The 21,738-nt window shown below is 45.3% G+C and carries 32 protein-coding genes and 2 pseudogenes; 24 read left to right on the forward strand and 10 right to left on the reverse strand.

Annotation, left to right across the window (positions count from 1 at the left end):
* Positions 1-11: 11 nt before the first annotated feature.
* The 3 genes and pseudogenes from RS881_RS14485 to fbaA form a co-directional block, all read right to left on the reverse strand.
* The gene (locus RS881_RS14485) at positions 12-329 is read right to left on the reverse strand and encodes a hypothetical protein (RefSeq protein ID WP_315821725.1); all 318 of its coding nucleotides are present in this window, start codon (positions 327-329) and stop codon (positions 12-14) included.
* A 141-nt stretch (positions 330-470) separates the two neighbouring features.
* A pseudogene (locus tag RS881_RS59455) lies at positions 471-1,693 on the reverse strand (class I fructose-bisphosphate aldolase).
* Between the two features lie 275 nt (positions 1,694-1,968).
* Positions 1,969-2,997 carry a class II fructose-bisphosphate aldolase gene (gene fbaA / locus RS881_RS14500; RefSeq protein ID WP_315821728.1) on the reverse strand — a complete coding sequence of 343 codons (1,029 nt, stop codon included), beginning with the start codon at positions 2,995-2,997 and terminating at the stop codon, positions 1,969-1,971.
* A gap of 269 nt (positions 2,998-3,266) precedes the next feature.
* Here fbaA and RS881_RS14505 point away from each other — a divergent pair, with 269 nt between their 5' ends.
* The 11 genes from RS881_RS14505 to RS881_RS14555 all read left to right on the forward strand — a co-directional run bounded on the left by RS881_RS14505 (position 3,267) and on the right by RS881_RS14555 (position 8,840).
* Positions 3,267-3,860 carry a hypothetical protein gene (locus tag RS881_RS14505; RefSeq protein WP_315821729.1) on the forward strand — a complete coding sequence of 198 codons (594 nt, stop codon included), beginning with the start codon at positions 3,267-3,269 and terminating at the stop codon, positions 3,858-3,860.
* Between the two features lie 257 nt (positions 3,861-4,117).
* Positions 4,118-4,693, forward strand: coding sequence for a DUF4253 domain-containing protein (locus RS881_RS14510; protein ID WP_315821730.1), 576 nt, complete (start codon positions 4,118-4,120; stop codon positions 4,691-4,693).
* Positions 4,694-4,756: 63 nt separating this feature from the next.
* Positions 4,757-5,359: a hypothetical protein gene (locus RS881_RS14515; RefSeq protein WP_315821731.1), complete on the forward strand. Its 603-nt coding sequence runs from the start codon at positions 4,757-4,759 to the stop codon at positions 5,357-5,359.
* 2 nt (positions 5,360-5,361) lie between these two features.
* Complete coding sequence (locus RS881_RS14520; protein ID WP_315821732.1) at positions 5,362-5,787, forward strand: hypothetical protein; 426 nt, start codon at positions 5,362-5,364, stop codon at positions 5,785-5,787.
* Between the two features lie 143 nt (positions 5,788-5,930).
* Entirely contained in the window at positions 5,931-6,290 is a 360-nt protein-coding gene (locus RS881_RS14525) for an SMI1/KNR4 family protein (RefSeq protein ID WP_315821733.1), read from the forward strand.
* 45 nt (positions 6,291-6,335) lie between these two features.
* Positions 6,336-6,620, forward strand: a complete 285-nt coding sequence (locus RS881_RS14530) for a hypothetical protein (protein ID WP_315821734.1) — start codon at positions 6,336-6,338, stop codon at positions 6,618-6,620.
* Between the two features lie 4 nt (positions 6,621-6,624).
* Positions 6,625-6,819 carry a hypothetical protein gene (locus RS881_RS14535; protein WP_315821735.1) on the forward strand — a complete coding sequence of 65 codons (195 nt, stop codon included), beginning with the start codon at positions 6,625-6,627 and terminating at the stop codon, positions 6,817-6,819.
* 26 nt (positions 6,820-6,845) lie between these two features.
* Entirely contained in the window at positions 6,846-7,193 is a 348-nt protein-coding gene (locus tag RS881_RS14540) for a VOC family protein (RefSeq protein ID WP_315821736.1), read from the forward strand.
* A gap of 78 nt (positions 7,194-7,271) precedes the next feature.
* Positions 7,272-7,676: a VOC family protein gene (locus RS881_RS14545; protein ID WP_315821737.1), complete on the forward strand. Its 405-nt coding sequence runs from the start codon at positions 7,272-7,274 to the stop codon at positions 7,674-7,676.
* A 245-nt stretch (positions 7,677-7,921) separates the two neighbouring features.
* Complete coding sequence (locus RS881_RS14550) at positions 7,922-8,212, forward strand: hypothetical protein (RefSeq protein ID WP_315821738.1); 291 nt, start codon at positions 7,922-7,924, stop codon at positions 8,210-8,212.
* Between the two features lie 10 nt (positions 8,213-8,222).
* A complete protein-coding gene (locus tag RS881_RS14555) occupies positions 8,223-8,840 on the forward strand; it encodes a hypothetical protein (RefSeq protein ID WP_315821739.1) in 618 nt (205 codons plus the stop codon).
* Between the two features lie 214 nt (positions 8,841-9,054).
* Here RS881_RS14555 and RS881_RS14560 read toward each other — a convergent pair whose 3' ends face one another.
* Together RS881_RS14560 and RS881_RS14565 are read right to left on the reverse strand one after the other, a co-directional pair.
* A complete protein-coding gene (locus RS881_RS14560) occupies positions 9,055-10,002 on the reverse strand; it encodes a hypothetical protein (protein WP_315821740.1) in 948 nt (315 codons plus the stop codon).
* Between the two features lie 136 nt (positions 10,003-10,138).
* Positions 10,139-10,930, reverse strand: a complete 792-nt coding sequence (locus RS881_RS14565) for a helical backbone metal receptor (RefSeq protein WP_315821741.1) — start codon at positions 10,928-10,930, stop codon at positions 10,139-10,141.
* A gap of 198 nt (positions 10,931-11,128) precedes the next feature.
* Here RS881_RS14565 and RS881_RS14570 point away from each other — a divergent pair, with 198 nt between their 5' ends.
* From RS881_RS14570 to RS881_RS14585, 4 genes are all read left to right on the forward strand, one after another.
* Positions 11,129-11,449, forward strand: coding sequence for a hypothetical protein (locus RS881_RS14570; protein ID WP_315821742.1), 321 nt, complete (start codon positions 11,129-11,131; stop codon positions 11,447-11,449).
* Between the two features lie 65 nt (positions 11,450-11,514).
* The gene (locus RS881_RS14575; RefSeq protein ID WP_315821743.1) at positions 11,515-12,579 is read left to right on the forward strand and encodes an ABC transporter permease; all 1,065 of its coding nucleotides are present in this window, start codon (positions 11,515-11,517) and stop codon (positions 12,577-12,579) included.
* Positions 12,567-13,121 carry a hypothetical protein gene (locus tag RS881_RS14580; protein ID WP_315821744.1) on the forward strand — a complete coding sequence of 185 codons (555 nt, stop codon included), beginning with the start codon at positions 12,567-12,569 and terminating at the stop codon, positions 13,119-13,121. The genes RS881_RS14575 and RS881_RS14580 overlap by 13 nt, the downstream gene beginning before the upstream one ends.
* The gene (locus tag RS881_RS14585; protein ID WP_315821745.1) at positions 13,109-13,489 is read left to right on the forward strand and encodes an ABC transporter permease; all 381 of its coding nucleotides are present in this window, start codon (positions 13,109-13,111) and stop codon (positions 13,487-13,489) included. Before RS881_RS14580 ends, RS881_RS14585 begins: the two co-directional genes overlap by 13 nt.
* Before the next feature lie 1,095 nt (positions 13,490-14,584).
* Here the strand turns inward: RS881_RS14585 and RS881_RS14590 are convergent.
* On the reverse strand, positions 14,585-15,058 hold the full coding sequence (locus RS881_RS14590) for a CBS domain-containing protein (RefSeq protein ID WP_315821746.1): 474 nt from the start codon (positions 15,056-15,058) through the stop codon (positions 14,585-14,587).
* The gene (locus RS881_RS14595; RefSeq protein ID WP_315821747.1) at positions 15,016-15,945 is read right to left on the reverse strand and encodes a PLP-dependent cysteine synthase family protein; all 930 of its coding nucleotides are present in this window, start codon (positions 15,943-15,945) and stop codon (positions 15,016-15,018) included. Before RS881_RS14595 ends, RS881_RS14590 begins: the two co-directional genes overlap by 43 nt.
* Before the next feature lie 365 nt (positions 15,946-16,310).
* Between RS881_RS14595 and RS881_RS14600 the strand changes: the two genes are divergently transcribed.
* The 9 genes and pseudogenes from RS881_RS14600 (at position 16,311) to RS881_RS14635 (ending at position 19,652) form a co-directional block, all read left to right on the forward strand.
* Positions 16,311-16,526, forward strand: coding sequence for a hypothetical protein (locus tag RS881_RS14600; protein WP_315821748.1), 216 nt, complete (start codon positions 16,311-16,313; stop codon positions 16,524-16,526).
* A gap of 45 nt (positions 16,527-16,571) precedes the next feature.
* Positions 16,572-17,009 carry an alpha/beta fold hydrolase gene (locus tag RS881_RS14605; RefSeq protein WP_315821749.1) on the forward strand — a complete coding sequence of 146 codons (438 nt, stop codon included), beginning with the start codon at positions 16,572-16,574 and terminating at the stop codon, positions 17,007-17,009.
* Positions 17,010-17,056: 47 nt separating this feature from the next.
* The gene (locus RS881_RS14610) at positions 17,057-17,248 is read left to right on the forward strand and encodes a hypothetical protein (RefSeq protein WP_315821750.1); all 192 of its coding nucleotides are present in this window, start codon (positions 17,057-17,059) and stop codon (positions 17,246-17,248) included.
* Between the two features lie 122 nt (positions 17,249-17,370).
* Positions 17,371-17,817, forward strand: a complete 447-nt coding sequence (locus tag RS881_RS61615; RefSeq protein ID WP_425476348.1) for a Tex-like N-terminal domain-containing protein — start codon at positions 17,371-17,373, stop codon at positions 17,815-17,817.
* Positions 17,742-18,332, forward strand: coding sequence for a Tex family protein (locus RS881_RS61620; protein ID WP_425476349.1), 591 nt, complete (start codon positions 17,742-17,744; stop codon positions 18,330-18,332). The genes RS881_RS61615 and RS881_RS61620 overlap by 76 nt, the downstream gene beginning before the upstream one ends.
* Before the next feature lie 30 nt (positions 18,333-18,362).
* A complete protein-coding gene (locus tag RS881_RS14620) occupies positions 18,363-18,692 on the forward strand; it encodes a hypothetical protein (protein WP_315821751.1) in 330 nt (109 codons plus the stop codon).
* Positions 18,693-18,748: 56 nt separating this feature from the next.
* Positions 18,749-18,952: a helix-hairpin-helix domain-containing protein gene (locus tag RS881_RS14625; protein ID WP_315821752.1), complete on the forward strand. Its 204-nt coding sequence runs from the start codon at positions 18,749-18,751 to the stop codon at positions 18,950-18,952.
* Positions 18,953-19,062: 110 nt separating this feature from the next.
* Positions 19,063-19,157: pseudogene (locus RS881_RS14630) on the forward strand (hypothetical protein); the annotation flags it as partial.
* 123 nt (positions 19,158-19,280) lie between these two features.
* Positions 19,281-19,652, forward strand: coding sequence for a S1 RNA-binding domain-containing protein (locus RS881_RS14635; protein WP_315824481.1), 372 nt, complete (start codon positions 19,281-19,283; stop codon positions 19,650-19,652).
* 94 nt (positions 19,653-19,746) lie between these two features.
* On the opposite strand, the gene RS881_RS14640 is transcribed toward RS881_RS14635, so the two are convergent.
* The 3 genes from RS881_RS14640 to RS881_RS14650 are packed head-to-tail and all read right to left on the reverse strand — an operon-like array spanning position 19,747 to position 21,736.
* Positions 19,747-20,622, reverse strand: a complete 876-nt coding sequence (locus tag RS881_RS14640; RefSeq protein ID WP_315821753.1) for a sensor histidine kinase — start codon at positions 20,620-20,622, stop codon at positions 19,747-19,749.
* Between the two features lie 11 nt (positions 20,623-20,633).
* Positions 20,634-21,059, reverse strand: a complete 426-nt coding sequence (locus RS881_RS14645) for a hypothetical protein (protein ID WP_315821754.1) — start codon at positions 21,057-21,059, stop codon at positions 20,634-20,636.
* Positions 21,056-21,736: a response regulator transcription factor gene (locus RS881_RS14650; RefSeq protein ID WP_315821755.1), complete on the reverse strand. Its 681-nt coding sequence runs from the start codon at positions 21,734-21,736 to the stop codon at positions 21,056-21,058. The genes RS881_RS14645 and RS881_RS14650 overlap by 4 nt, the downstream gene beginning before the upstream one ends.
* Positions 21,737-21,738: the final 2 nt, after the last annotated feature.

The raw sequence follows: 21,738 nt of genomic DNA on the forward strand, positions 1-21,738 counted from the left end.
CCAGCTTTTGATCAGCGTAGCCAGGCGGTAGAGCCCCAGGCAAAAAAAGGAAATGCCAGCACCGAATGCAGCCGCAACCAGCCCGGCCCATCACCAAACACCCTATTGAATATTTCCAGGAAGAAACTATTCAACCAATGCGTATTGGCCGTTCCAAAGAGCGCAATAAAGTAATTTGTTTTGATCAGCCGGAAAGAATACGCCTCATCATGCGTCATATCCATGCTAAAAGCATGTATCCACACAAAACCCCATAATACCAGCGTTGCCAGCACATACAGATAAAAGCCCAGCGTTCTGGAGCTGGATAGTAACAAACGGTTTGCCATGCTGTGGAAAAATACAAAAAAGCCTTTGCCTGGGCAAAAGCTTTTTCCCTAAGAGGTGACACCTTTCCCTGGCATCGCAAAAGAAAGGTGTCACCTCTTCAATACAATGTATAAGTCAGCCTGCTTCCCTCGTTGCCTTATTTAAGCCACCGTAATATCCTTATCCAGGTATACATCTTGCGTCGATTGCAACAATTCAACCCCTTCTTTGAATGGGCGCTGAAATGCTTTACGTCCCAATATCAATCCCATACCACCGGCTCGTTTATTGATCACCGCCGTATATACCGAATCCTGCAGGTCACTAGCTCCCTTGCTTTCACCACCACTATTGATCAGCCCCACCCGGCCACTATAACAATTCAATACCTGGTACCGGCAAAGATCTATCGGGTGATCTGTGGTCAGCTTTTCATACACCAGTGGAGAAGTCTTGCCATGTTTGGTGGCCAGGTAACCGCCATTATTCGTAGGTAATTTTTGTTTGATGATATCAGCTTGCAACGTTACCCCAGGTGATTCGCCTGCCCCGTAAGATCCGCCGAAGTATGATAGTCCACCCCATCTACTTTAAAGCCATTATTACGTGTATAACACCATAGAATAGTGGCCATTCCCAGCTCATGTGCCAACTCAAATGCTTCAGCTACTTCCTTCAATTGACGCGCGCTTTCCGCCGAACCCCAATAGATCGTGGCGCCTACCGCTATAGCCCCCATATTCCAGGCACTCTTCACCGTACCAAACATGGTTTGGTCATACCGGTTGGGCAGGCTCAGGAACTCATTGTGGTTGATCTTTACAACGAAGGGTATGCGGTGCGCATATTTACGGCTCATAATGCCCAGTACCCCATAGGTAGAGGCTACTCCATTACAACCTCCTTCCATAGCCAGTTTTACAATATTCTCCGGGTCAAAATAGATTGGATTGGGCGCAAAAGCCGATCCGGCGCTGTGTTCAATACCTTGGTCTACCGGGAAAATGCTGCAGTAACCTGTATTGGCCAGGCGGCCATGCCCCAATAAGGTTTGGATACTGCGCAATACCTGGTTACTGCGGTTACTATTGATCCAGCTTTTCTCTACATGGTCCGGAGAGGGCAGCGAGATCGTTGATTTGTCAATTGTTTTACATTGATGATCCAACAAATAAGCGGCTTTATCGCCCAGCAGGTCGGTGATTTTCTTTGATGGCATAGACAATGAGATAATTTGAAGATTTGATAATTGAAAATTTGATGTGGCGGTTTGTGCAGAGCCCTCCATCCTCACTGCCCATTTGCTGCCTATGGCCTGCCATACCGGGTTCCCATTTGGTGCCCAAAGATAGAAGGATGCGCCCTGCCCGGCAACCACAGCCATCTTTATGCCAGTCCTGCCGGCTATACAAAAAACAAGAAAGTCTCCCGCAAACCGGGAGACTTTTAAACTATGTGGCCATTCTGTTGACGGGCTTCAAACCATATCCGCCAATTAATGAATGTTTTATAATTCTCTTCAGGCTAAACAGTTGTCGCCCGGGCAATGCCATCCTTGTCGAAGACGGCTTTAGGGTGGGTCGCTCTCCAGGAGCGGCTCACCCTAAAGCCGCCTTAAAGCCAATCAGCGCGATCCATTTAAATCTGCGCAACCTGCTATTACGCGTTCCTATTGATACAGTTCAGGTCATCAAAAGCTACTTCCAGGCGCTTGATAAAGGTCTCTTCCCCTTTACGCAACCATACCCGTGGATCGTAGTATTTCTTATTGGGCTTGTCCTTGCCTTCGGGATTACCCAATTGACCTTGCAGGAACCCTTCATTCTTTTTATAATAGTTCAGCACACCTTCCCAGAAACTCCATTGCAGGTCCGTATCAATATTCATCTTGATAGCGCCATAACTGATCGCTTCCCGGATCTGGTGCTGCGGTGAGCCACTGCCGCCATGGAATACAAAATAAACTGGTTTGGGACCTGTTTTCAGTTCCTGCTCTATGTATGTTTGACTGTTCTTTAAGATCTCCGGACGCAGTTCTACATTGCCGGGGCTATATACACCATGCACATTACCAAAGGCCGCAGCTACGCTGAACAGCCGGCCTACCTTGCTCAATTCAGTATAAGCATAAGCCACGTGCTGGGGCTGAGTGTACAATTTATCGTTTTCAATGCCACTATTGTCTACACCATCTTCTTCACCGCCTGTTACCCCCAATTCAATTTCAATACCCATGCCCAGCGGTTGCATTCTTTTGAAGAACTCTACCGAAGTATGGATATTCTCTTCAATGGGCTCTTCACTCAGGTCCAGCATGTGGGAGCTGAAAAGCGGCTGGCCTTTTTCCTTGAAATATTGCTCACCGGCATCGATCAGGCCACTGATCCAGGGCAACCATTTCTTAGCAGCATGATCAGTATGCAACACCACTGGTACGCCATAATACTTGGCTACATTATGGATATGCAGCGCTCCTGAAATACCTCCCGAAATATTGGCCTGCAATTGTTCATTGGGCATGCCTTTACCAGCTATGAACTGAGCGCCTCCGTTAGAGAATTGAATGATTACCGGCGAGTTTACCTTGGCTGCTGTTTCCAATGTCGCATTGATCGTATTCGTACCAATCGTATTCACTGCGGGCAGGGCAAACTGGTTTTCTTTCGCATCTTTATACAGGGCTTCCAATTCCTCGCCAAAAGCACACCGGCTTTATATTTCTTCATGATTCTGCTGTTTTTCGTTTATTTAATTAATAAGTAGTCATGGTTGTTGATAATTATTTAAGAAAAATGCCTCTTTTCTTAATTGCGCGGCGAAGATAAGGAAAGTCAATGGCAACTTTCATGTTGAAACAACACATTAAAAAGGATTGAAATACAGGGCTTTATCTTAGAAGAAGGCCTTGCGGGTGTCAGTTTAAAGCAATATTTTGGGGCCTATTCACCTACTGCCCCATGCGTATTGTAACCCCTTTCCTGATATTGGCCATCCTTTTTACCAGCTGTGGAAACCACACCACCTATGTCGATCACGTAAGCACTACTTATTATCCCGGTCATGAGGACAAGTTCGGCTTCCTCGTCCTGGATAAGGAACGCGTGGATTCCTTTTTCCTGCAGTATCCCGACCTTAGCTTCCGGAATGAAAAACTCCAGAAGGCTTTTAAAGCTTTACTCCGCGTAGATACAAACTTCAAGCGTGGCGATGATCGCTTTACCAGGCATATTAGCCCGCCCATTTCTTTTGATAAACAGCTGGCGATGGAGCTATTGCAATCAACGGTCATGCAACAGCAAGCAGATAATTTTCCAGGAAGCCTGAATTACCTTTTCTTTTACAAATGCCTGCCCGATGTATTCAAAGCCAATTGGCCCCAGGTGCAGCTGGGCGATCTGCAATTCAATGTTACTTTTTCAATTTACTTAGAACCAGGTGCGAGGTGCTTGAAAACCACATTGTCATGGAGTCCATATATTGGGATGAAAATATTAAAAAGGTTTTTGGCGAAGAGATCTATAATGAATTCACCGTCGACAAAGTGCAATTGATCAGGGACTGCATTAAGTCAGATACTGCTTTTGCCGATACCAGGTTGCAACCCGATAAAGACAATTTTCTTTTATATTAGACCAGGTGGTAGCCCGGAAATGGCGGTTACTGCTCATGGATAAGAACTAAAACTATGACTCGCACTATAATTATTACTGCCTCACTGGTGCTCTTATGCGCTGCCTGTGCCCAACCAGATTCAGTCATTAAGTTTAAAGAGCAGTCGGAGCTATCCGAAAAGACCGGCATAGAACTATTGGTCATTGTCGATGCGGAGAAAATAACCAGGACAAAAGCTACCCGGTTGAAAACCTGGTTGGTGGCGTCTCATTTTATAAACGAGCCACCTAATAGAATTAGACAACCTGACGTCAAAGGCAAAACCGTTGAAATACCAGGCGTTTCCTTTCTTGTCCCGAGGAAAATAAGTCATGGCCTGGTTGACACCATCAATCGCTTGTTTAATTATAGAAACCATTATGCATTTATTTCGGATGACTCCACCAGGGAGGATAAAAAGGTGACCCTGTCCATTGTCAGAGGTGAAAACCCTTACAACATCTTGAGGCTGCAACAAACAAATGGGATTAATTTCGGCATATCAACCGATTCATTGATCACTGCATTGAAGGCATTCGGGGAAAAGTATCCTTACACCATTTTGGAGGCCGATTTTGACAGGTGTCTGCTGCGGCTGGAAAGGGAACCTGACGATTGGGTGGCAATGAGTAAGGAAGTACTGAAACTTTGCCCCAGTGATGAGGTTACGCCAGAACAAGTTGCGGAAGCACTAAGAGCTGAAAAGGGAATTATCTCCCTTTGGTGGGATTAGGAAATAGATAATTTATAATATATTCAAGTATGACCTTTCAACGATCATCATTGGTTTGGATAATTGGTATATTTTTTTTTCGGAGGGTGTGTCCAAAGTAATCATCAACAAATTCTGCCCCAGGAAAAAGCAGCCTTATACAAACTCAAGAGCAAATTCAAGTACCAGGACCTGCAGGAATTTGAGATCGATAGTTTTAGTTTCGATACGCGGCCGGGGCATTATGAAGAGATTGATAGCAGTGCTTTCAAATTGATATTCCCAAAAGGCCACCGGAAATTTATCGGCCAGGGATATGATCGTGATTATTACTATTCCTGGCAAAACAGGGATACCAATTTTATTGAGTTCACCATCCTCACCCAGGACGAAAGTAGTTATTGTAGTATTCTCCGTTATTACATCTTTGACCGAAAAGGAAAATTCATCAGCCAGTTTGATCTGGCAGCAGATTGCGGTGACGCGGGTTGGACCTTTGAGGCCGTAGGTCGGCAAACAGACAAGGATCGATTTATTATGGAAAGCAGAGAAGCCAACACAAAGGAAGGGAGTATACCAGAAGATGAAAAAGAGGAAGGCGATTCCATTAATTATTCTATGCATATTGCTCCTGATGGCACTATAATAAAAAAGGAGACCTGGAAGAAGCATTTTAAAGACAAGTGAAAATGGAGAAGACAGATGACTATATCAAGAGCAGGTTGCTTTGGAGAGCAAAACAACATCGCCTGCCCACAAGTTCCTCGTTCCACTTCAGCGATCTTGATGGAAACATAAAAGAGTACCTGGTGGCTAATATCAATGATGCCAGTGGGATACCTGTCCTGTTTTTTACCAAACCCTCGAAAGAATGGACACTGCTCTGCACACGTCAGGTCATATGTAATAATAACCAGACTGTATTTAGACTGGCACTGGCTGATATAGCTACTTTCAAGCCAACTGTATTGGAAAATATGAAAGGCCGCATTGACCTCAAAATGCATAGTAAGTTTGAATGGCATGAGGTAACTGTTTTTGACAAACGAGGTAATCGCTACGTACTTCATGCTGAGAAGGGAGAAGATCTTTTGCACTGTGGAATATCCTGCTGATGGCTGCCAGAATGAGTGGATAACTAGCAATCCATCAACCTGATTTGCAGATCAGGGTGGAAAATGATAATTTTCAGGGAGCTAAGAATGTACAGCAATGCTGCAGGACTAGACCCTCAAAGACCTTCAAAACAAACTTCCTAATGACACCATTAGAACAGCTCCAGGCCATAGTAAACGAACAGTATATTACAGAAGATGGGGAAGAATACCAGGTAGAGCTAAAACCTCCCTTATCCGAGCAGGAAATAGACAGCCTTGCCAGTCAACTGGTGGAAGGCCATTTACCGGCCGAAATAAGAGAATTGCTACAATTTGCCGGTGGCTTTCAATTCAACATGATGGAGGTGACATTTGATAGGTATGATTACTTTGGAATGGACAATATCTGTCACCATTCTATAGAATTGGCTGGCGATGGGTTGGGAAATTGTTGGGTTTTGGATATTGACAACAAAGGTAAATGGGGAAACGTATTTTTGCTTGCCACGATCCGGCAGTAATTGTTAAACAGTCAGAGAACCTTGCCGCTTTCATCAGCCAGCTCCATGAACTTGGTAAAAACCAGGGAGTCTCACTTCGATACCATCCATGAAACAACAGTAATGGAAATTTGGGACCGGCCTGATGGCAGTTTTATTACTTTAGAACAAGCCAAAGCGGCTAATGATACCGTCCTTAAAAACTTTGCCGCCCAATTGCCAGACAACTATGTAATAGCCGACTTACGCCACAGCCCCGATAGGGCAGGTTTTGCCTGGGGTAAGTTTGGTCCCCATATAGAAAATGCCATCAGGCATAATGACGAATTACTGTGGGCATTTGAAAAATAACGACATGATTAATGGAACAAGCGCTTTTGAGATCGGGCCTATCAAACGTATTGCCAAAAACAGCTTTCAGATTCAGTATTATGATCCTGCCGGGGTATTGGAAAATAAGCTCACTACCATAAAATATGAGGATATTACGACTTTAAAATTTGGAGACAGGTATTCAACAACCTTTAAGAAATACCTTAAGACTAAATAAAGCTATTAATTTAATGTTGTTTAAGAATGCAATTAAAACTCATTGTCATCCGCACACCCGACCCGGAAAGCTTGGCCAACTTCTATTCCTTATTAGGACTGAAGTTTGATTACCACAAGCACGGTAATTCCCCTTATCATTACGGCACCACCATCGGTGAAACTGTACTGGAAATCTATCCTCTGGCGAAGGGGCAGACCGATCCCGACAAGCATTTACGGTTAGGTTTGGCTGTGGAAGATTTTGACAAAACGATTGAGACTTTAAAAGAAAAACAGGTGCCCTTTGCTGCTGAACCTACCCAAACCGAGTTTGGATACCTGGCCATCATTATTGACCCCGATGGAAGAAAGCTTGAACTGTATAAAAAATAATTGGATAATATGAACCATTTCCTGGCCCTTATCATTCCGCACAACCTGTAGCTTTGCCCTGAATTTTAAACCAATACCATGACACTGGAACACGTAGCCATTTGGACCGATCAACTGGAAGCCCTCAAAGCCTATTATACCAAATATTTTGGGGCCGTATCCAATGAGAAGTACACCAATGAGAAAAAACAATTTCAAAGCTATTTCCTTAGCTTTCAATCAGGCGCCCGGCTGGAGATCATGTCCAGGCCAGGTATTCCCAACAATCAAAATGATACCATCGATGCCCAATACAAAGGCATCATACACCTCGCTTTTGGCGTAAATACCATTGAAGAAGTGGATGCCAAAGCAAAACAATTCCAGGCAGCGGGTTTCCCCATTCTGAGTGGCCCTCGCAAAACGGGCGATGGCTACTATGAATTTGAAACCCACGATCCCGATAACAACAGGTTAGAGGTTACCTGCCCTTATCCGCAATAACAATTTCACAGAACCCACAAAACCAACCCAACAATGGCCTACATAATGGTCGATATTGAAAGCGACGGCCCCATTCCGGGCGATTACTCCATGATCTGTTTCGGAGCCGTCGTAGTAGAAGAAGGCTTACAAAAACTTTCTACGGACAACTAAAACCCATATCCGATCAATTCATTCCCGAAGCCCTGGCTGTTTCTGGTTTCACCAGGGAACAAACTAGGGAGTTTGAGGATCCTAAAACAGTAATGGAGAAATTCGCTACCTGGCTCAAAGAAGTAGTAAAAGACCGAGCCGTATTCATCAGCGATAACAATGGATTCGATTGGATGTTTATTTGCTGGTATTTCCACCACTTTACCGGCGCCAACCCCTTTGGTCATAGCTCCTACAACCTGGGCAGCCTGTACAAAGGAATTGTCAAAGACACATTCCAAAACTTTAAACACCTGCGTAAAACAAAGCATACCCATCACCCCGTTGATGACGCAAAAGGGAATGCCGAAGCTTTGCTCACGCTTAAAAAGAGCTGGGCTTAAAGATTAAATTATGAGTACGCCCACTTCATTTTCTATAAAATCGTCCATCTTCGATAGGGCGAGAGAACTGGTCTTGGATCAGGAGTATCTGACTTTTGATAATAAAGATAAGATAGGAGTACCCCCAGCTCTAATAAAGACGCAGGATATAGTTGCCTTTCGGTTTGGTATCAAATGGATCAACGGATATAGTTTTGTCATTGGTCGGATATATTGTATTGATATCTTGTCATCTTCTGGAGAAATTATTAAGCTCAGGCTTAAGTCTGTTTATAGAGTTAACCTGGATCAACTCTCAAAGAAATATTCAGCAATCATTCAGGCCTTGTATATTATCTATTTTGACAATTTAGTAGATAAATACCTTAAAATGCATACGACCTCACAGGAGTTTAGTATCCTTGGTGTCATTTTCAACCAAGATGGTATTATTCTTAATGGAAACAATTACATTCACTGGGAAGATATTGGTACAAGATCCTATAATACCTATTATGCAGTCTTTTCAAAGTCTAATCCAAACATTTATAAAGCATTTGAATACCTGAATGACTGGAATGCAGGTATTATGTATAGTGTGTCAAGAGAAATCCTCAAAGGGATGAATTTGTACGCTGAACAACCATAAGATGGAATAGATTCCTGGCCAGGTTCCAAGTAAAAGTGGAAAGCTAACCAGCCTACCTGAATTAGCGCTGCTCAATCCTCAAACTTCCCCAAATTCTTTTGTATCAGCGCCAGGTTCTTCTGAAGCGTTTGCTTCAACTGCCGCTTTACCAGTTGTCCCATCGAAGTGCATTTATTGAAAGCCGGATTGTGAAAGTACTGCCCCAGCTCCGTTTTTAGTTGCAACAACTTTTCGGGGTACTGATCTTATCCCGCGCCATGATATTGAGCAATTCCATCAGCCTGAAACGCGTAGAGGCTACCCGGAACGCCATCATCGTCCTTTCCTCCGCCTGGTATTGTTCAATGGACTCTTTATTCAGGTACTTACTGCACAGATTGACCAGTTCAACATTCTCTTTGAAGAACTGGGCCAGGTACAGGTTCTTCCTGCCTTCATACGATTGCTGGTCAAAATCGATCGCCCGGATGCGGTATTGATAATCCTCAATATCCGGCGTAATATCCACTACAAAATTGTAAGAACGCATATCGCCTAATAAACGCACGAAAGACCGTTCATTGAACTTGACAAACTCCTTGGCCAGCCTGATCTTATTGGTGGTCTGGTTCGTAAGATGCGTTTGAATGAACACATCACCCGGTATACCGGGTATATGCTCTTCCACCAGCGTATTATTATGGGTAAGGTAGGTAATACGGTTGGGCGATAATAAGTGCTCCAGCTCCAACCCATAAATGCGTGAAGCATCCGCTATCTTAATATAATAGTGATCATAATTGTCATTGAACTTATTGATGATCCGGATGCGGAATGGGTGCGAATTACCAAAACTGCAATAGTCGATCCGCGCTACATCCAGGTGTGCCGTAAAAGTCAGGTCACCTTCCGTTTTCAGGAAAGCATACATCTTTACCAGTCCACTGCGGATGTATTCCCAATCACGCATATCATATACCGCCTTCTCCCAAAGCGTGTCATTGCCCTGTTTATCCTTTAGCGGTATCGAATACGTAATACGCAGCAGGTCTGTATAAGAGACCGGTAGCTTCACTTCACGCCCATGTACTTTCAGGTATTGACGCAAGCCCTCCTGCACCGGAAACATCGGTTTCTTGCGCGAAGGCTTATTATTTTCTTCTGGCGTAAATTCAGGTACCATAATAAATTTTCAATAATAAAGAAATCCTCACAAACCGAAGCAATCGATTCTCGACTGCCGATTCCCCACTGTATTCTTTCGCAGCTCGCAGCTCGTAGCTCACAGCTGTATTCCCCATCCCGGTAAACTACACAATCTACTTCGAATGCACTAAACCCAACAGCTGTTGAAAATAAGCAGGCGCCTGCAACAACCGGCTGCCATACCAACTGAACATTTCCCCATCCACCAACAGAATGCGTGTAGCTGGTAAATGCTGTTGCAGTTCATCGATATGTTGCTGCTTAAAAGGGTAGGGCTCCGACGATAACAATAGCAGCTTACAATCTGCTGCTTGCAAAGCTGCTATATCAATGGCAGGATACCGCGACTGCTGCTCAAAAACATTTTGCAATCCACAACGCTGCAAAAGGTGATGAATGAAAGTATCATGCCCCACCGTCATCCAGGGATCCCGCCAGATCAGGTAGGCCGCTCTTATAACAGGGGTGATACCTGCCAAAGAAGCAAAGCCCGCTTCAATACTCCCTGCAATGGCGGCTGCCCCGGCAACTGTGCCCGTAAGCGCACCCAGGCTTCGGATCATAGCCAGTGCATCAATAAGGTCGTTTACATCACTCACCCATACCGGGTAATGCACAGCCAGTTCCTCCACCTGCTCCTTTACATTCTCTTCTTTGTTCGCAATGATCAGGTCGGGCTGCAGCCGGTGAACCGTATCCATATTCACCTTCTTGGTGCCGCCTACTCTTTGTTTGCTACGGAACCAGCTTTCCGGATGCACACAGAATTTGGTGATACCCACCACCGCATCTGCCAGCCCCAGGTCGGCCAGTAATTCTGTTTGTGAAGGCACCAACGAAACGATCCGCTTCGGAATACCCGGCAGTTGAATAGATCTGTTTATTTGATCAGTGTACGAATACATGACATTTATTAAATTAATTACCCATTACCCATCACTCACCACTATACACCTATACGCATCCTTGTATTTCCTCGCAGCTCGTAGCTCGCGGCTCGCAGCTATTCCCCCGCCAAAGCTAACCAACCCCTGTTAAAAATAATACCGACTTCTTATGGAAAATGTTCCCATCCGCATCCCACTCCCCATAAATACCCGTACATGTTCAAAAACTACCTGACGATTGCCTGGCGCTACCTACTTAAGAACCGTCAATTTACCTTGTTAAACCTAATCGGCCTGTCTACCGGCCTCACTGGTGTCTTACTCATCTGGTTATGGGTAAAGGATGAAATGAGTGTCGATAAGTTTCATCAACACGATAAACAATTGTTCCAGGTAATGGAACACCGGTCCAATAGTGGCGGCATCAACACTTCGGCCGAAATGCCGGGACTGCTGGCCGAATCCCTGCCACCCATTATGCCCGAAGTGCAACTGGCCACCGTATCCACACCCCTCCCTTCTGGTTTCCGCGGGTAGCCCTTACTACGGGCGAGGAAAACGTACATGGGGCCGGTGTTTTTGCCGGCAAGGATTATTTCAAAGTGTTTTCCTATCCCCTCATCAATGGCAATGAACAAGCAGTGCTGAATGACCGCAATGGTATTGTACTGTCCGGAAAACTGGCCATACGTTTATTCAACAATACAACAGGCATTATTGGAAAACCCGTACAATGGCAAATCGACCAAACCCGCCGTACCAGTATGGTCACAGGGGTATTTAAGGGAACCCCGGCCAACTCTTCTGTACAATTTGACTTTGTATTGCCTTTTGATGCCTTTAAATTGATCATGAACATGCCCACCACGATGACTACCGGTGGCCCTTTTCATACCTACCTGCTCCTAAAACCAGGCACACAGGTCCAGGCCTTTAATGATAAGCTCAGTGCCTTCATGAAAAGCCAGAGCAAAGGCAATACCCGCAACATGTTCCTGAAACCCTATGGCGACAATTACCTCTATGGCACTTATGAAAATGGTGTTCAAAGCGGTGGCCGCATCGGGTATGTACGGTTGTTTGCCCTCATCGCCCTCTTTATCCTGGTAATAGCCTGCATCCATTTTATGAACCTGGCCACTGCCAAAGCCACCGGAAGAATGAAAGAAATGGGCATTCGCAAAACCATTGGCGCTGGCCGTCCTTCCCTCATCATTCAGTACTTAATGGAATCCTGGTTATTGGTACTCCTGTCTACTTGCCTGGCCTTGCTATTCCTTGTCCTCCTCTTACCTGCTTTCAATGGTATTACCGGCAAAAGCCTCGCCATTGTACCTGACACAGGTCTGATATTATCCCTGCTGGGTATCATATTCGTCACCGGATTGCTGGCTGGCAGTTATCCTGCTTTTTACCTGTCGGGCTTCAAGCCCGTGGCTGTGTTAAAAGGAAAGATCCATCAGGCCACAGGCGCATTATGGGCCCGGAAGGGACTGTTGGTTTTTCAATTTACCATATCCGTCATTTTCATCGTGGCCGTTTGGGTAGTGTACAGGCAGATCAATTTCATACAAGCACATAAAACAGGATACGACAAAGAGCAGGTAGTTTATTTTGATGCCGAAGGCAAAGTGCCTGGTAGTATGGATGTTTTTTGGCCGGCGTAAAACAGATACCCGGTGTATTGGCAGCTTCCAGCATGGCAGGCAATGTACTGGGTGGCCCATCGGCTGGCAATCGCTGGCAATACAATGGAGCAGATGATACTACTTTGTTCATGCCCTTCCTGGCTAATTACGGTATGATCGAAACCTTGGGTATTACCATGAAAGAAGGACGTACCTTCTCTACTGCCTATAGCATGGATACCGCTAAGATCATATTCAAGGAGGCCGCTATTGAATTAATGGGAATAAAAGATCCTATAGGCAAAACCATCCGTTTTGATGGCCTGAATCGCGAGATCATTGGCGTCACAAAGAATTTTCATTACCAGTCCCTCCATGAAACCGTAAAACCGTTGTTCTTTAAACCCGATGCGCCTGGTAACACAGTGATGGCGAAAATTAACACCGCCCAGACAAAAGAAGTGCTAAGCAACCTGCAATCTTATTACACGGCGTATAATCCGGGTTTTGCCTTTGACTTTAAATTCCTCGACGAAGATTACCAGGCCCAATACTTAGCCGAAAAAGAGTGGCTGTATTAGCCAAATACTTTGCTATACTGGCCGTGATCATTTCCTGCCTGGGATTGTTTGGCCGGCATCTTATACTGCCGGGAAAAACGCAAAGAAATAGGCATCGCAAAGTGCTGGGCGCTACCGTAAGCCAGGTGGTCCTGATGTTGTCGAAAGAATTTCTCCGGGCGATCGTGATAGCACTCGTTATAGCCCTGCCCCTGGCGGGATGGATGATGCATAACTGGTTATCGGGATTTGCGTGGCATATTAACCTGGGAATAGACATCTTCCTGGTTACCGGCCTGGCCATGATCGCATTAACCCTGTGCACAGTAAGCTTTCAGGCCATTCAGGCCGCCTTGGCCAACCCGGCTAAAAGCCTGGACTCAGAATAACAATGGGCAATAATACAAGACTGAATAATAAAAGCAGGGAATGATCAACAAACTAAGAATGATGGAGGTGCTGGTGAAGAAAGGTCCCTTTTTGTGTGTTTCGGGAATCCCTGTTGTTGGTGAGCAAGACCGCTGCTGCCTCCTGCTAAATTGAATAAGGTTCATCTAGCAGGAGGGTATTGGAATTTGCAGGCGGTTCTTAACACACAGGAATTGGAACTAAATGGTTTCTTTTGGACGTTGGATCTTATTGGACGGTTCTTTCACGGGATACGGTCAAATTGGTTTTTTTCGGACTTTGGACTTTGGACGGTTTGACTTGGACTTAGGACTTAGGACTTTGGACATTGGTTCTTTTCACAGGCTGGATGGCAATCGTTTTGGACTCGGACAGTTCATACGGACATTGGACTTGGACAAATGGATTTTAAAAGAAAAAAGGAAGTTGATTGATACTGGATTTTAGGATTTTCTTGGATATTGGATGCGTTACTGGTTTTTCCTGGATATTGGAATGATTGATAAGCTATCAATCAACTTCTATAACAAAGGTATATCCACATTGAAATGTTAACAAGAGCAGAAATTCTCGATTTAAAATATTCGGTATTTACTGCAAAAATCGTAAGTGTGTCAGGACGTACTTAGTAGTATAACGTAGAGGTGATGGTAATACTACGCTAAAGCCCATGGATTGGGGCTGTTTCATTGATCCTCATCAAAAGGAGGATAGGAAAGTTTCAGGTTATCCACATGCTAACAGCTATATTAAAATAATTTAATCCGACTTTTAATGCGATTGAACGGGCATTCAGGTGCATTGATCGAATAAACTTTCTCCTCCATTTTCCATGGATCATCTTTGTACCAGGTTTATGTGAGGATCCCTTTTTACCCCCTAAACAACCAGGATGCCTCTCTTGATCCCGAACATTCATGGAAAGGTATCCGCAAGGGTGCTGAACACTTTGTCTCTGATTAAAAGATTTTCCCCCTGGGCTGGTTGACAACAACCAGCTTTTTTGTTTTTGCTAGTCCCTTACTAAAAAACTAGGCTGACCAAAAAGGTCAGCCTATGCAGAAACTGCTAATTATTTAATTCCCCAATGCCTGTATTACATCATACTTGGTCACAATATGGAAATTGCCCGCTTCATCTTTACTCAATACAGCACCATTGTCTTTGTTGATCAGCGTACGTAATTTTTCAATGGGTGTATTGAATTCCACCACCGGGTAGGCAGGCTCCAGCACACTTTCAATGGAAGCATTTTTGATATCGGGATTGGAGAATACTTTTTGGAACAGGCCGCTTTCACTAATAGCGCCAATCAATCCATTGCCATTGGCAACCGGTATATGTTCAATATCGTGTTTCTTCATCAACTCCACGGCCTCAGCTACCGTACGTTTCGGATCAATCGTCACCAGTTTTTGTTTGGCGGGCCGGCCATTCACGATATCCCTGAACGACTTCACATCCAGGAAGCCCCTTTCCATCATCCATTGGTCATTATAGATCTTGGCTACATAACGACTGCCATGATCATGGAAAATGCACACCACCACATCCTCTTTTTGAGGCGGTCCTTTAATTGCATCAATCCCTGCAGGCAACTGCCGGCACTGTATCCGCAAAACAACCCTTCTTCTTTGGCAATCCGCCTGGCCATTACAGCCCCATCTTTATCTGTTACCTGTTCAAAATGGTCAATTACACGCATATCATAGTTCTCGGGTACAAAATCTTCCCCAAATCCTTCTGATATATAAGGATGCACCTCATTCATATCTACTTCCCTGGTACGGAAATACTTGGTCAGCAAAGAGCCATATACATCAATGGCCCAGATCTGGATATTCGGGTTCTTTTCTTTCAGGTACATGGCTGTACCTGTAACCGTGCCGCCCGTACCGGCCGTGCATACCAGGTGCGTGATCTTGCCATCCGTTTGTTCCCACAGTTCGGGACCCGTGGTTTCATAATGCGCCAGCCGGTTGGCCAGGTTATCATATTGATTACACAGAAAACTGTTGGGTATTTCTTTGGCCAGCCTGCGGGCCACAGAGTAATAAGAGCGGGGATCATCGGGTTCTACATTGGTGGGGCACACGATCACCTCGGCGCCCACCGCCTTCAGAATGTCCATTTTCTCTTTCGATTGCTTATCGGTAGTCGTAAATATACACTTGTAACCTTTTACACAGCCAACCAGCGCCAGGCCCATACCCGTATTGCCGCTGGTACATTCGATGATGGTACTGCCGGGTTTCAGTTTTCCCTCTTTTTCAGCCACTTCGACCATTTTCAGCGCCATACGGTCCTTGATGGAGTTGCCGGGATTGAAATAGTCCACTTTGGCCAGTATCGTGCCGGGAAGCTCCTTCGTAATCTTATTCAGTTTGATCAATGGCGTATTGCCAATCGTTTCCAATATGTTGTTCTTAATATCCATTTTCCGGTATTTGTGGCGGTAAAGGTACGGAAATAGGAGGTGGGTGAAAATCCAGCCTTCCCGGCCTGTTCCTTCTCTCATCATCCTTGTATCCTAGGGTCATCTTAGGGTTTTCCTAAGCTATTCTTAGGTTTATTATAAGCTTTAAACCCTAAAATAATCTTAAGATAACCCTGGGTTTATACTAGAAATAACGTACCTTAGGAGGAGGTAAAGGCCACTCAGACAGGTAGCATGAGCAAACAATAAAATCTTTTTATGGCTATCAGCGAAAATGTATTACTCAAAAAACTGTCCGGACACCTGGGCAAACAGATCGTATTCAAGCAGTATGGCGAAAAACAGTAGTTAGCGCTTATCCGGATATGAGCCGCCGAAAGCTCAGCGCCAAACAAAAGGAGGTAAATGCCCTGATGAAAGCAGCCAATTACCAGACTAAAAGGATCATGGCGGATCCAGCGCTCAGGCAGGCAGCACAGGTGCGGCTGGATGTAACCAGCAATAAATTATACACTGCACTCATCAAAGAGTATTTTAAGATTGCAAAGGCGGGCGGGGAAGTTCCTCCCGACTCCCAATAGAAAGCCGCCAATTATAAGGGCTGCATCACTGGTAAAGCAATAAATTTGCAGAGATTATTCACCCCTAATTACCGGGACTTGAAAGCATATTTTATCAGTGGCATGGCGGCCGACGAACGGGTATTTAAGTATGTAACTTTACCCCAGGGCTACGAGATCGTACACCTTACCTGGATTGCTCCCCAAAAGGATGAATCTTTAGCCTCTTATGCTATTCGTATGGCCGAAAGGATACATACCAACGAACCTTTTGTATTGGTAGGCCTTTCCTTTGGCGGTATGCTGGTGACCGAAATAGCCAAGCGTTACCCGCCCGTTAAAACCATCCTCATTGCCAGTATCCCCTTATCCACCCAATTACCGGGGTATTTCCGTGTGGCCGGCGCCCTCCGGTTGCATAAAATAGTTCCCATTGGCCTGGTGAAAACCTCAGCACGGTTAAAAAGATTTATCACCAAAGAAAAATCAGCCGATAAAAACTGATCTGGGAGATCATCAGCAGCAGCGATCCTGCTTTTATCCGCTGGTCCATGCAAGCCGTACTGCAATGGAAAAATGAAGAAATGCCCACAGATGTTTTACATATCCATGGCACCCGCGATGAGGTACTGCCTGCACGCTATACCAAGCCTACCCATATCATTCCCAAAGCAGGTCACCTGCTGGTAATGACAAAGGCCGATGATGTAAATAGTATCCTCCACAATGCCCTGGCTATATAGCTTTTAAAGATCATATTGCAAACAGTAAACCTTGTTGATAAAACAAAGTTTTTCTTTGATTCCTTCACTTACATTTGCTCCCCCGATTTGAGTTGGGAAGCCGAATTATTAAAGTATAGATCATGGAAATAAAGTACACACAAAAGATTGCAGAAAAATTAAGTCTTACCCTGAAACAGGTAACCAGTGTTCACGATCTGCAGGCCGAAGGCGCTACCATTCCCTTTATGGCGCGGTATCGTAAAGAAGCGACCAATAACCTGGATGAGGTAGCCATTGGCAACATCGTAGAGCAGATCGCTTATTTCAGTGAACTGGAAAAGCGCAAGGAAACCGTGATCAAAACCATTGAAGGCCTGGGTAAACTAACCCCTGAATTAAAGCAACGCATAGAGGATTGCTATGATGCCACCGTGTTGGAAGATCTTTACCTGCCTTATAAACCCAAACGCAAAACCAAGGCTACACAGGCTATTGAAAAGGACTGGAGCCATTGGCCAAAATATTGTTTGAACAAGGTGCTGAAGATCCCAATGCCGAAGCTGCCAAGTATATCAATGAACAGGTAAAAGATAATAAGGAAGCCTTGCAGGGCGCACGTGATATCATTGCCGAGTGGGTATCCGAGCATGAACAAGCCAGGAATAAAGTGCGTCAATTGTTTACTGAAACAGCCTTATTCTCTTCCAAAGTATTGACCAGCAAAAAAGAGGAAGAAGAAGCCCAGAAGTACCGCGACTATTTTGAGTTTAACGAACCTTTATCACAAAGTCCTTCTCACCGTATCCTGGCCATTCGCCGCGGTGAAAAAGAAGGCTACCTGGTAATGGATATCAATATCGACAAGCAACAGGCAGTTGATGAATTGGAAAGGATCTTTGTCAAAGCGTCCAATCCCAACAGCACCGAAGTAAAGAAAGCCATTGAAGATAGCTTTGAGCGCCTGCTTAAATCTTCTATTGAAAATGAGTTTCGCCTGGTGAGCAAGAACAAGGCCGATGAAGAAGCCATCAACGTATTTACTGAAAACCTGCGCCAGTTACTATTGGCTTCCCCCTGGGATCTAAAAAGTACTGGCCCTTGATCCGGGTTTCCGTACCGGTTGCAAAACCGTTTGCCTCGATGCTCAGGGCAATATGGTGTATCATGGTGTTATCTATCCCCACCCCCACAAAATGAATGGAGCAAGAGCGAAGCTGAGATCAAATTCCTGGTCGACAAATATGAAATTGAAGCCATTGGTGTAGGTAATGGTACTGCAGGGCGTGAAACAGAGCAATTGGTACGGGGTATTGATTTTGGCCGTCCTGTAAGTGTATTCCAGGTGAATGAAAGCGGCGCTTCCATCTATAGCGCTTCTGAAGTAGCCCGCGAAGAGTTTCCCGACCAGGATGTAACCGTTCGTGGCGCTGTTAGCATTGGCCGCAGGCTGCTCGATCCCTGAGTGAACTGGTAAAGATTGATCCCAAATCCATTGGTGTAGGACAATACCAGCATGATGTGAACCAAACCAAATTGAAAGATGCACTCGACAGGGTAGTGGAAAGCGCCGTGAACTATGTAGGCGTGGATGTAAATACAGCCTCCAAACACCTCCTGTTATACGTTTCTGGTTTGAACAATACGCTTGCCAAAAACATCGTGGAATACCGCCTGAAGAATGGTGCATTCAAAAGCAGGGATGAACTGAAAAAGTGCCCATGATGGGGCCCAAAACCTTTGAACAGTGTGCGGGCTTCTTACGGATTTCCGGCGCGGCCAATCCATTGGACAATTCCTCCGTTCACCCCGAAAGCTATTTTGTGGTAGAACAAATGGCCAAAGACCTCCAGGCTTCCCTGGAAGACCTGATCAAACAAGCCGAACTGCGCAAGAAGATCAATAAAAACAATACATCAGCGAAACCATTGGTGAGTTCACCATTACCGATATCCTGAAAGAACTCGAAAAGCCCGGTCGTGACCCGCGTGCGCCAATCGAAGAGTTCCGTTTTGATGATACCATTAAGTCCATTGAGGATGTAAAACAGGGAATGACGGTGCCAGGCATCGTAACCAATATTACCAATTTTGGTGTGTTTGTCGATATTGGCGTAAAGCAGGATGGACTGGTGCATATCTCCCAGTTGAGCAATACCTTCGTTTCTGATCCCAACCAGGTGGTGAAACTGAATCAGAAAGTAACGGTAACCGTGACTGAAATAGATGTAGCCAGGAAACGGATTGCGCTGACGATGAAAGACCAGAGCAGGCAGGGTAGTGGCGACAGGCAGCAGCCCCGTCAGCAATCAGGCAGCGGCGGCAACCGGCCCGGCGGCAATAAACCCCAGCAGCCCAAAAAGCAGGAGCCGCTGAATCCCTTCCAGGCCAAACTGATGGAGCTGAAGAAGAAGTTCAATGATTAATCTTTCGGCATTTTAAGCATACGAAAGGCGGCTGTTTACCCAGGTAGGCAGCCGCCTTTTGTTTGTTGCACTATTGACATGAAGGGATACCTACTCAGGGGAAAACGACACTGAATTGGGTTCCAATGCCCGGTTCTGAGTTTACTGCTAAACGGATATTGTGGTATTGGGCGATACTCTTTACAATTGACAGTCCCAATCCATAGCCTTCACTGCTTGCCTGTCTCGTTTTCTTAAAACGGTCAAAGATCGTATCCAGTTCTTCCGGAGGGATGCCGATGCCGGTGTCCCGGATATGGATCGTCCAGGTATGAAGCGGGCTTATTTTTGCATTGATGAAGATTTGTCCATTTTCTTTATTGTACCGGATGGCATTGTTGATCAGGTTATAAAATAACTGAAAAATGAGCTCATGGTTCATTTGCGGAATGACAATTACACCAGGTGGCAAATCGATGGATACCTCAATTCCTCTCGTCTCGGCACGATGTCCCAGTTCTTCCATTACCTCCCTCATCAGCTGATCCATGTTGATCGTATCTGTGCGTGTAAACTGGTCATTATCTATCCGGGAGATGAGTAGCAACGAGTGAACGATCTTCTTCAACCTGTTCACCGTTTTCATCATACCCAGTGTCTTTTCCTGCAAAGCCACATTCATATCACTGTCTACCATCAGGTTTTCCAATTTGTTTTGCAGAATACTGATGGGCGTCATCAGCTCATGCGAAGCATTGGAAGTAAATTCACGTTCCTTGTCGAATGCTTCCTTTATTTTGCCCATCAATTCTATTAACGCATTGTCGAGGTACCTGAAATCGGCCGTGGATGTTTTGATCGGCGGCAGGTGTTCTTTGAATGGAAAGCGCCGGTTCAACAGCCGGGTGCGGATAATCAGCCCCAGCGGCCGCAACACCAGGCGTGTATACAGCAGGTCGATCAGTATGGTGAGTATGATCAGGCCTATCAATACATAGAGTGCTACCCGTTGGAGGGGCGGTTGTACTGACTGATGGTAGCTGTGGTCTTACCTACTTCCAGCAGGTAATTCTTTTTATCATAGCTGAAGGCATGTCTTAAAATGCGATAGGTGAGGGTATCTGCCTCTACCAGGCGCCGGGCGGTTTCGATGGTGTCGTGCCATAGCCTTGCTGTGTCCGGCTCCAGGGATATATATTCTTCCTTCAGCATGGTATAACTGCCATAACTGTTTTCACCCTGCAGGTAAAAGTCAATACCATTGGTATTGATGGCCTTCAGTACTTTTTTCTTTTGCTCGCGCAGGTAATAATTGGTGTACTCCGAAGCGACCCGGTTTACCAGTACCGGCAACAGCAATACAAACAGCACCACAATGGCCAGCTTGGAAAGTGTAATGAACAGGGTTAGTTTGGTAAACAGTTTCACGCGCCCGTTTTTATTTTATAACCAATCCCGCGAATGGTCTGCAGCCATTCCACAGGTGCATAGACACTTAGCTTTTTCCGGATATTCTTGATGTGTACATCAATATAATTGGAATCATAATCATCGTCGGAGAAATTGCCCCAGATATGTTCGCTAAGCTGTGTCCGCGTGAGAGGCCTGTTCTTATGCAGCAGCAGGTAGCTGAGCAGGTCAAACTCCTTGCGCGAAAGTTCGATGGCCTGGTTGTCGAAAAGGATGCTGCGCTTACTGAGGTCAACTGTAAAGTCACCGAGTGTTACCAGCGAATCTTTAAGTCCCGATTTGCGGCGGGTAATGGCCTGCATACGCGATTGCAGTTCCAACAGGGAGAAAGGTTTGGGCAGGTAATCGTCTGCACCGAGGTCCAGCCCTTTGATACGATCTTCCAGGTCGCCCCGTGCAGTTAAAATGATATAGGAGGCGCCGGGGCAATTGCGCTTGGCATCTTCCAGTACCTGCAGGCCATCTTTATCGGGAAGCCCCAGGTCGAGCAGGATAAAGTCATACTGGTTTTCTTCCATTTGCTGCAGCCCCTGCCGAGCAGTAAAAGCAAGATCACACAAATAAAAAGCCTTTAGGAGAAAAGCCTCCATTTCAAGTGCCAACGATCTTTCATCTTCTACGATCAATACCTTCATAG

It is taken from the genome of Paraflavitalea speifideaquila (assembly GCF_032395985.1).
GTDB classification, from domain to species: domain Bacteria; phylum Bacteroidota; class Bacteroidia; order Chitinophagales; family Chitinophagaceae; genus Paraflavitalea; species Paraflavitalea speifideaquila.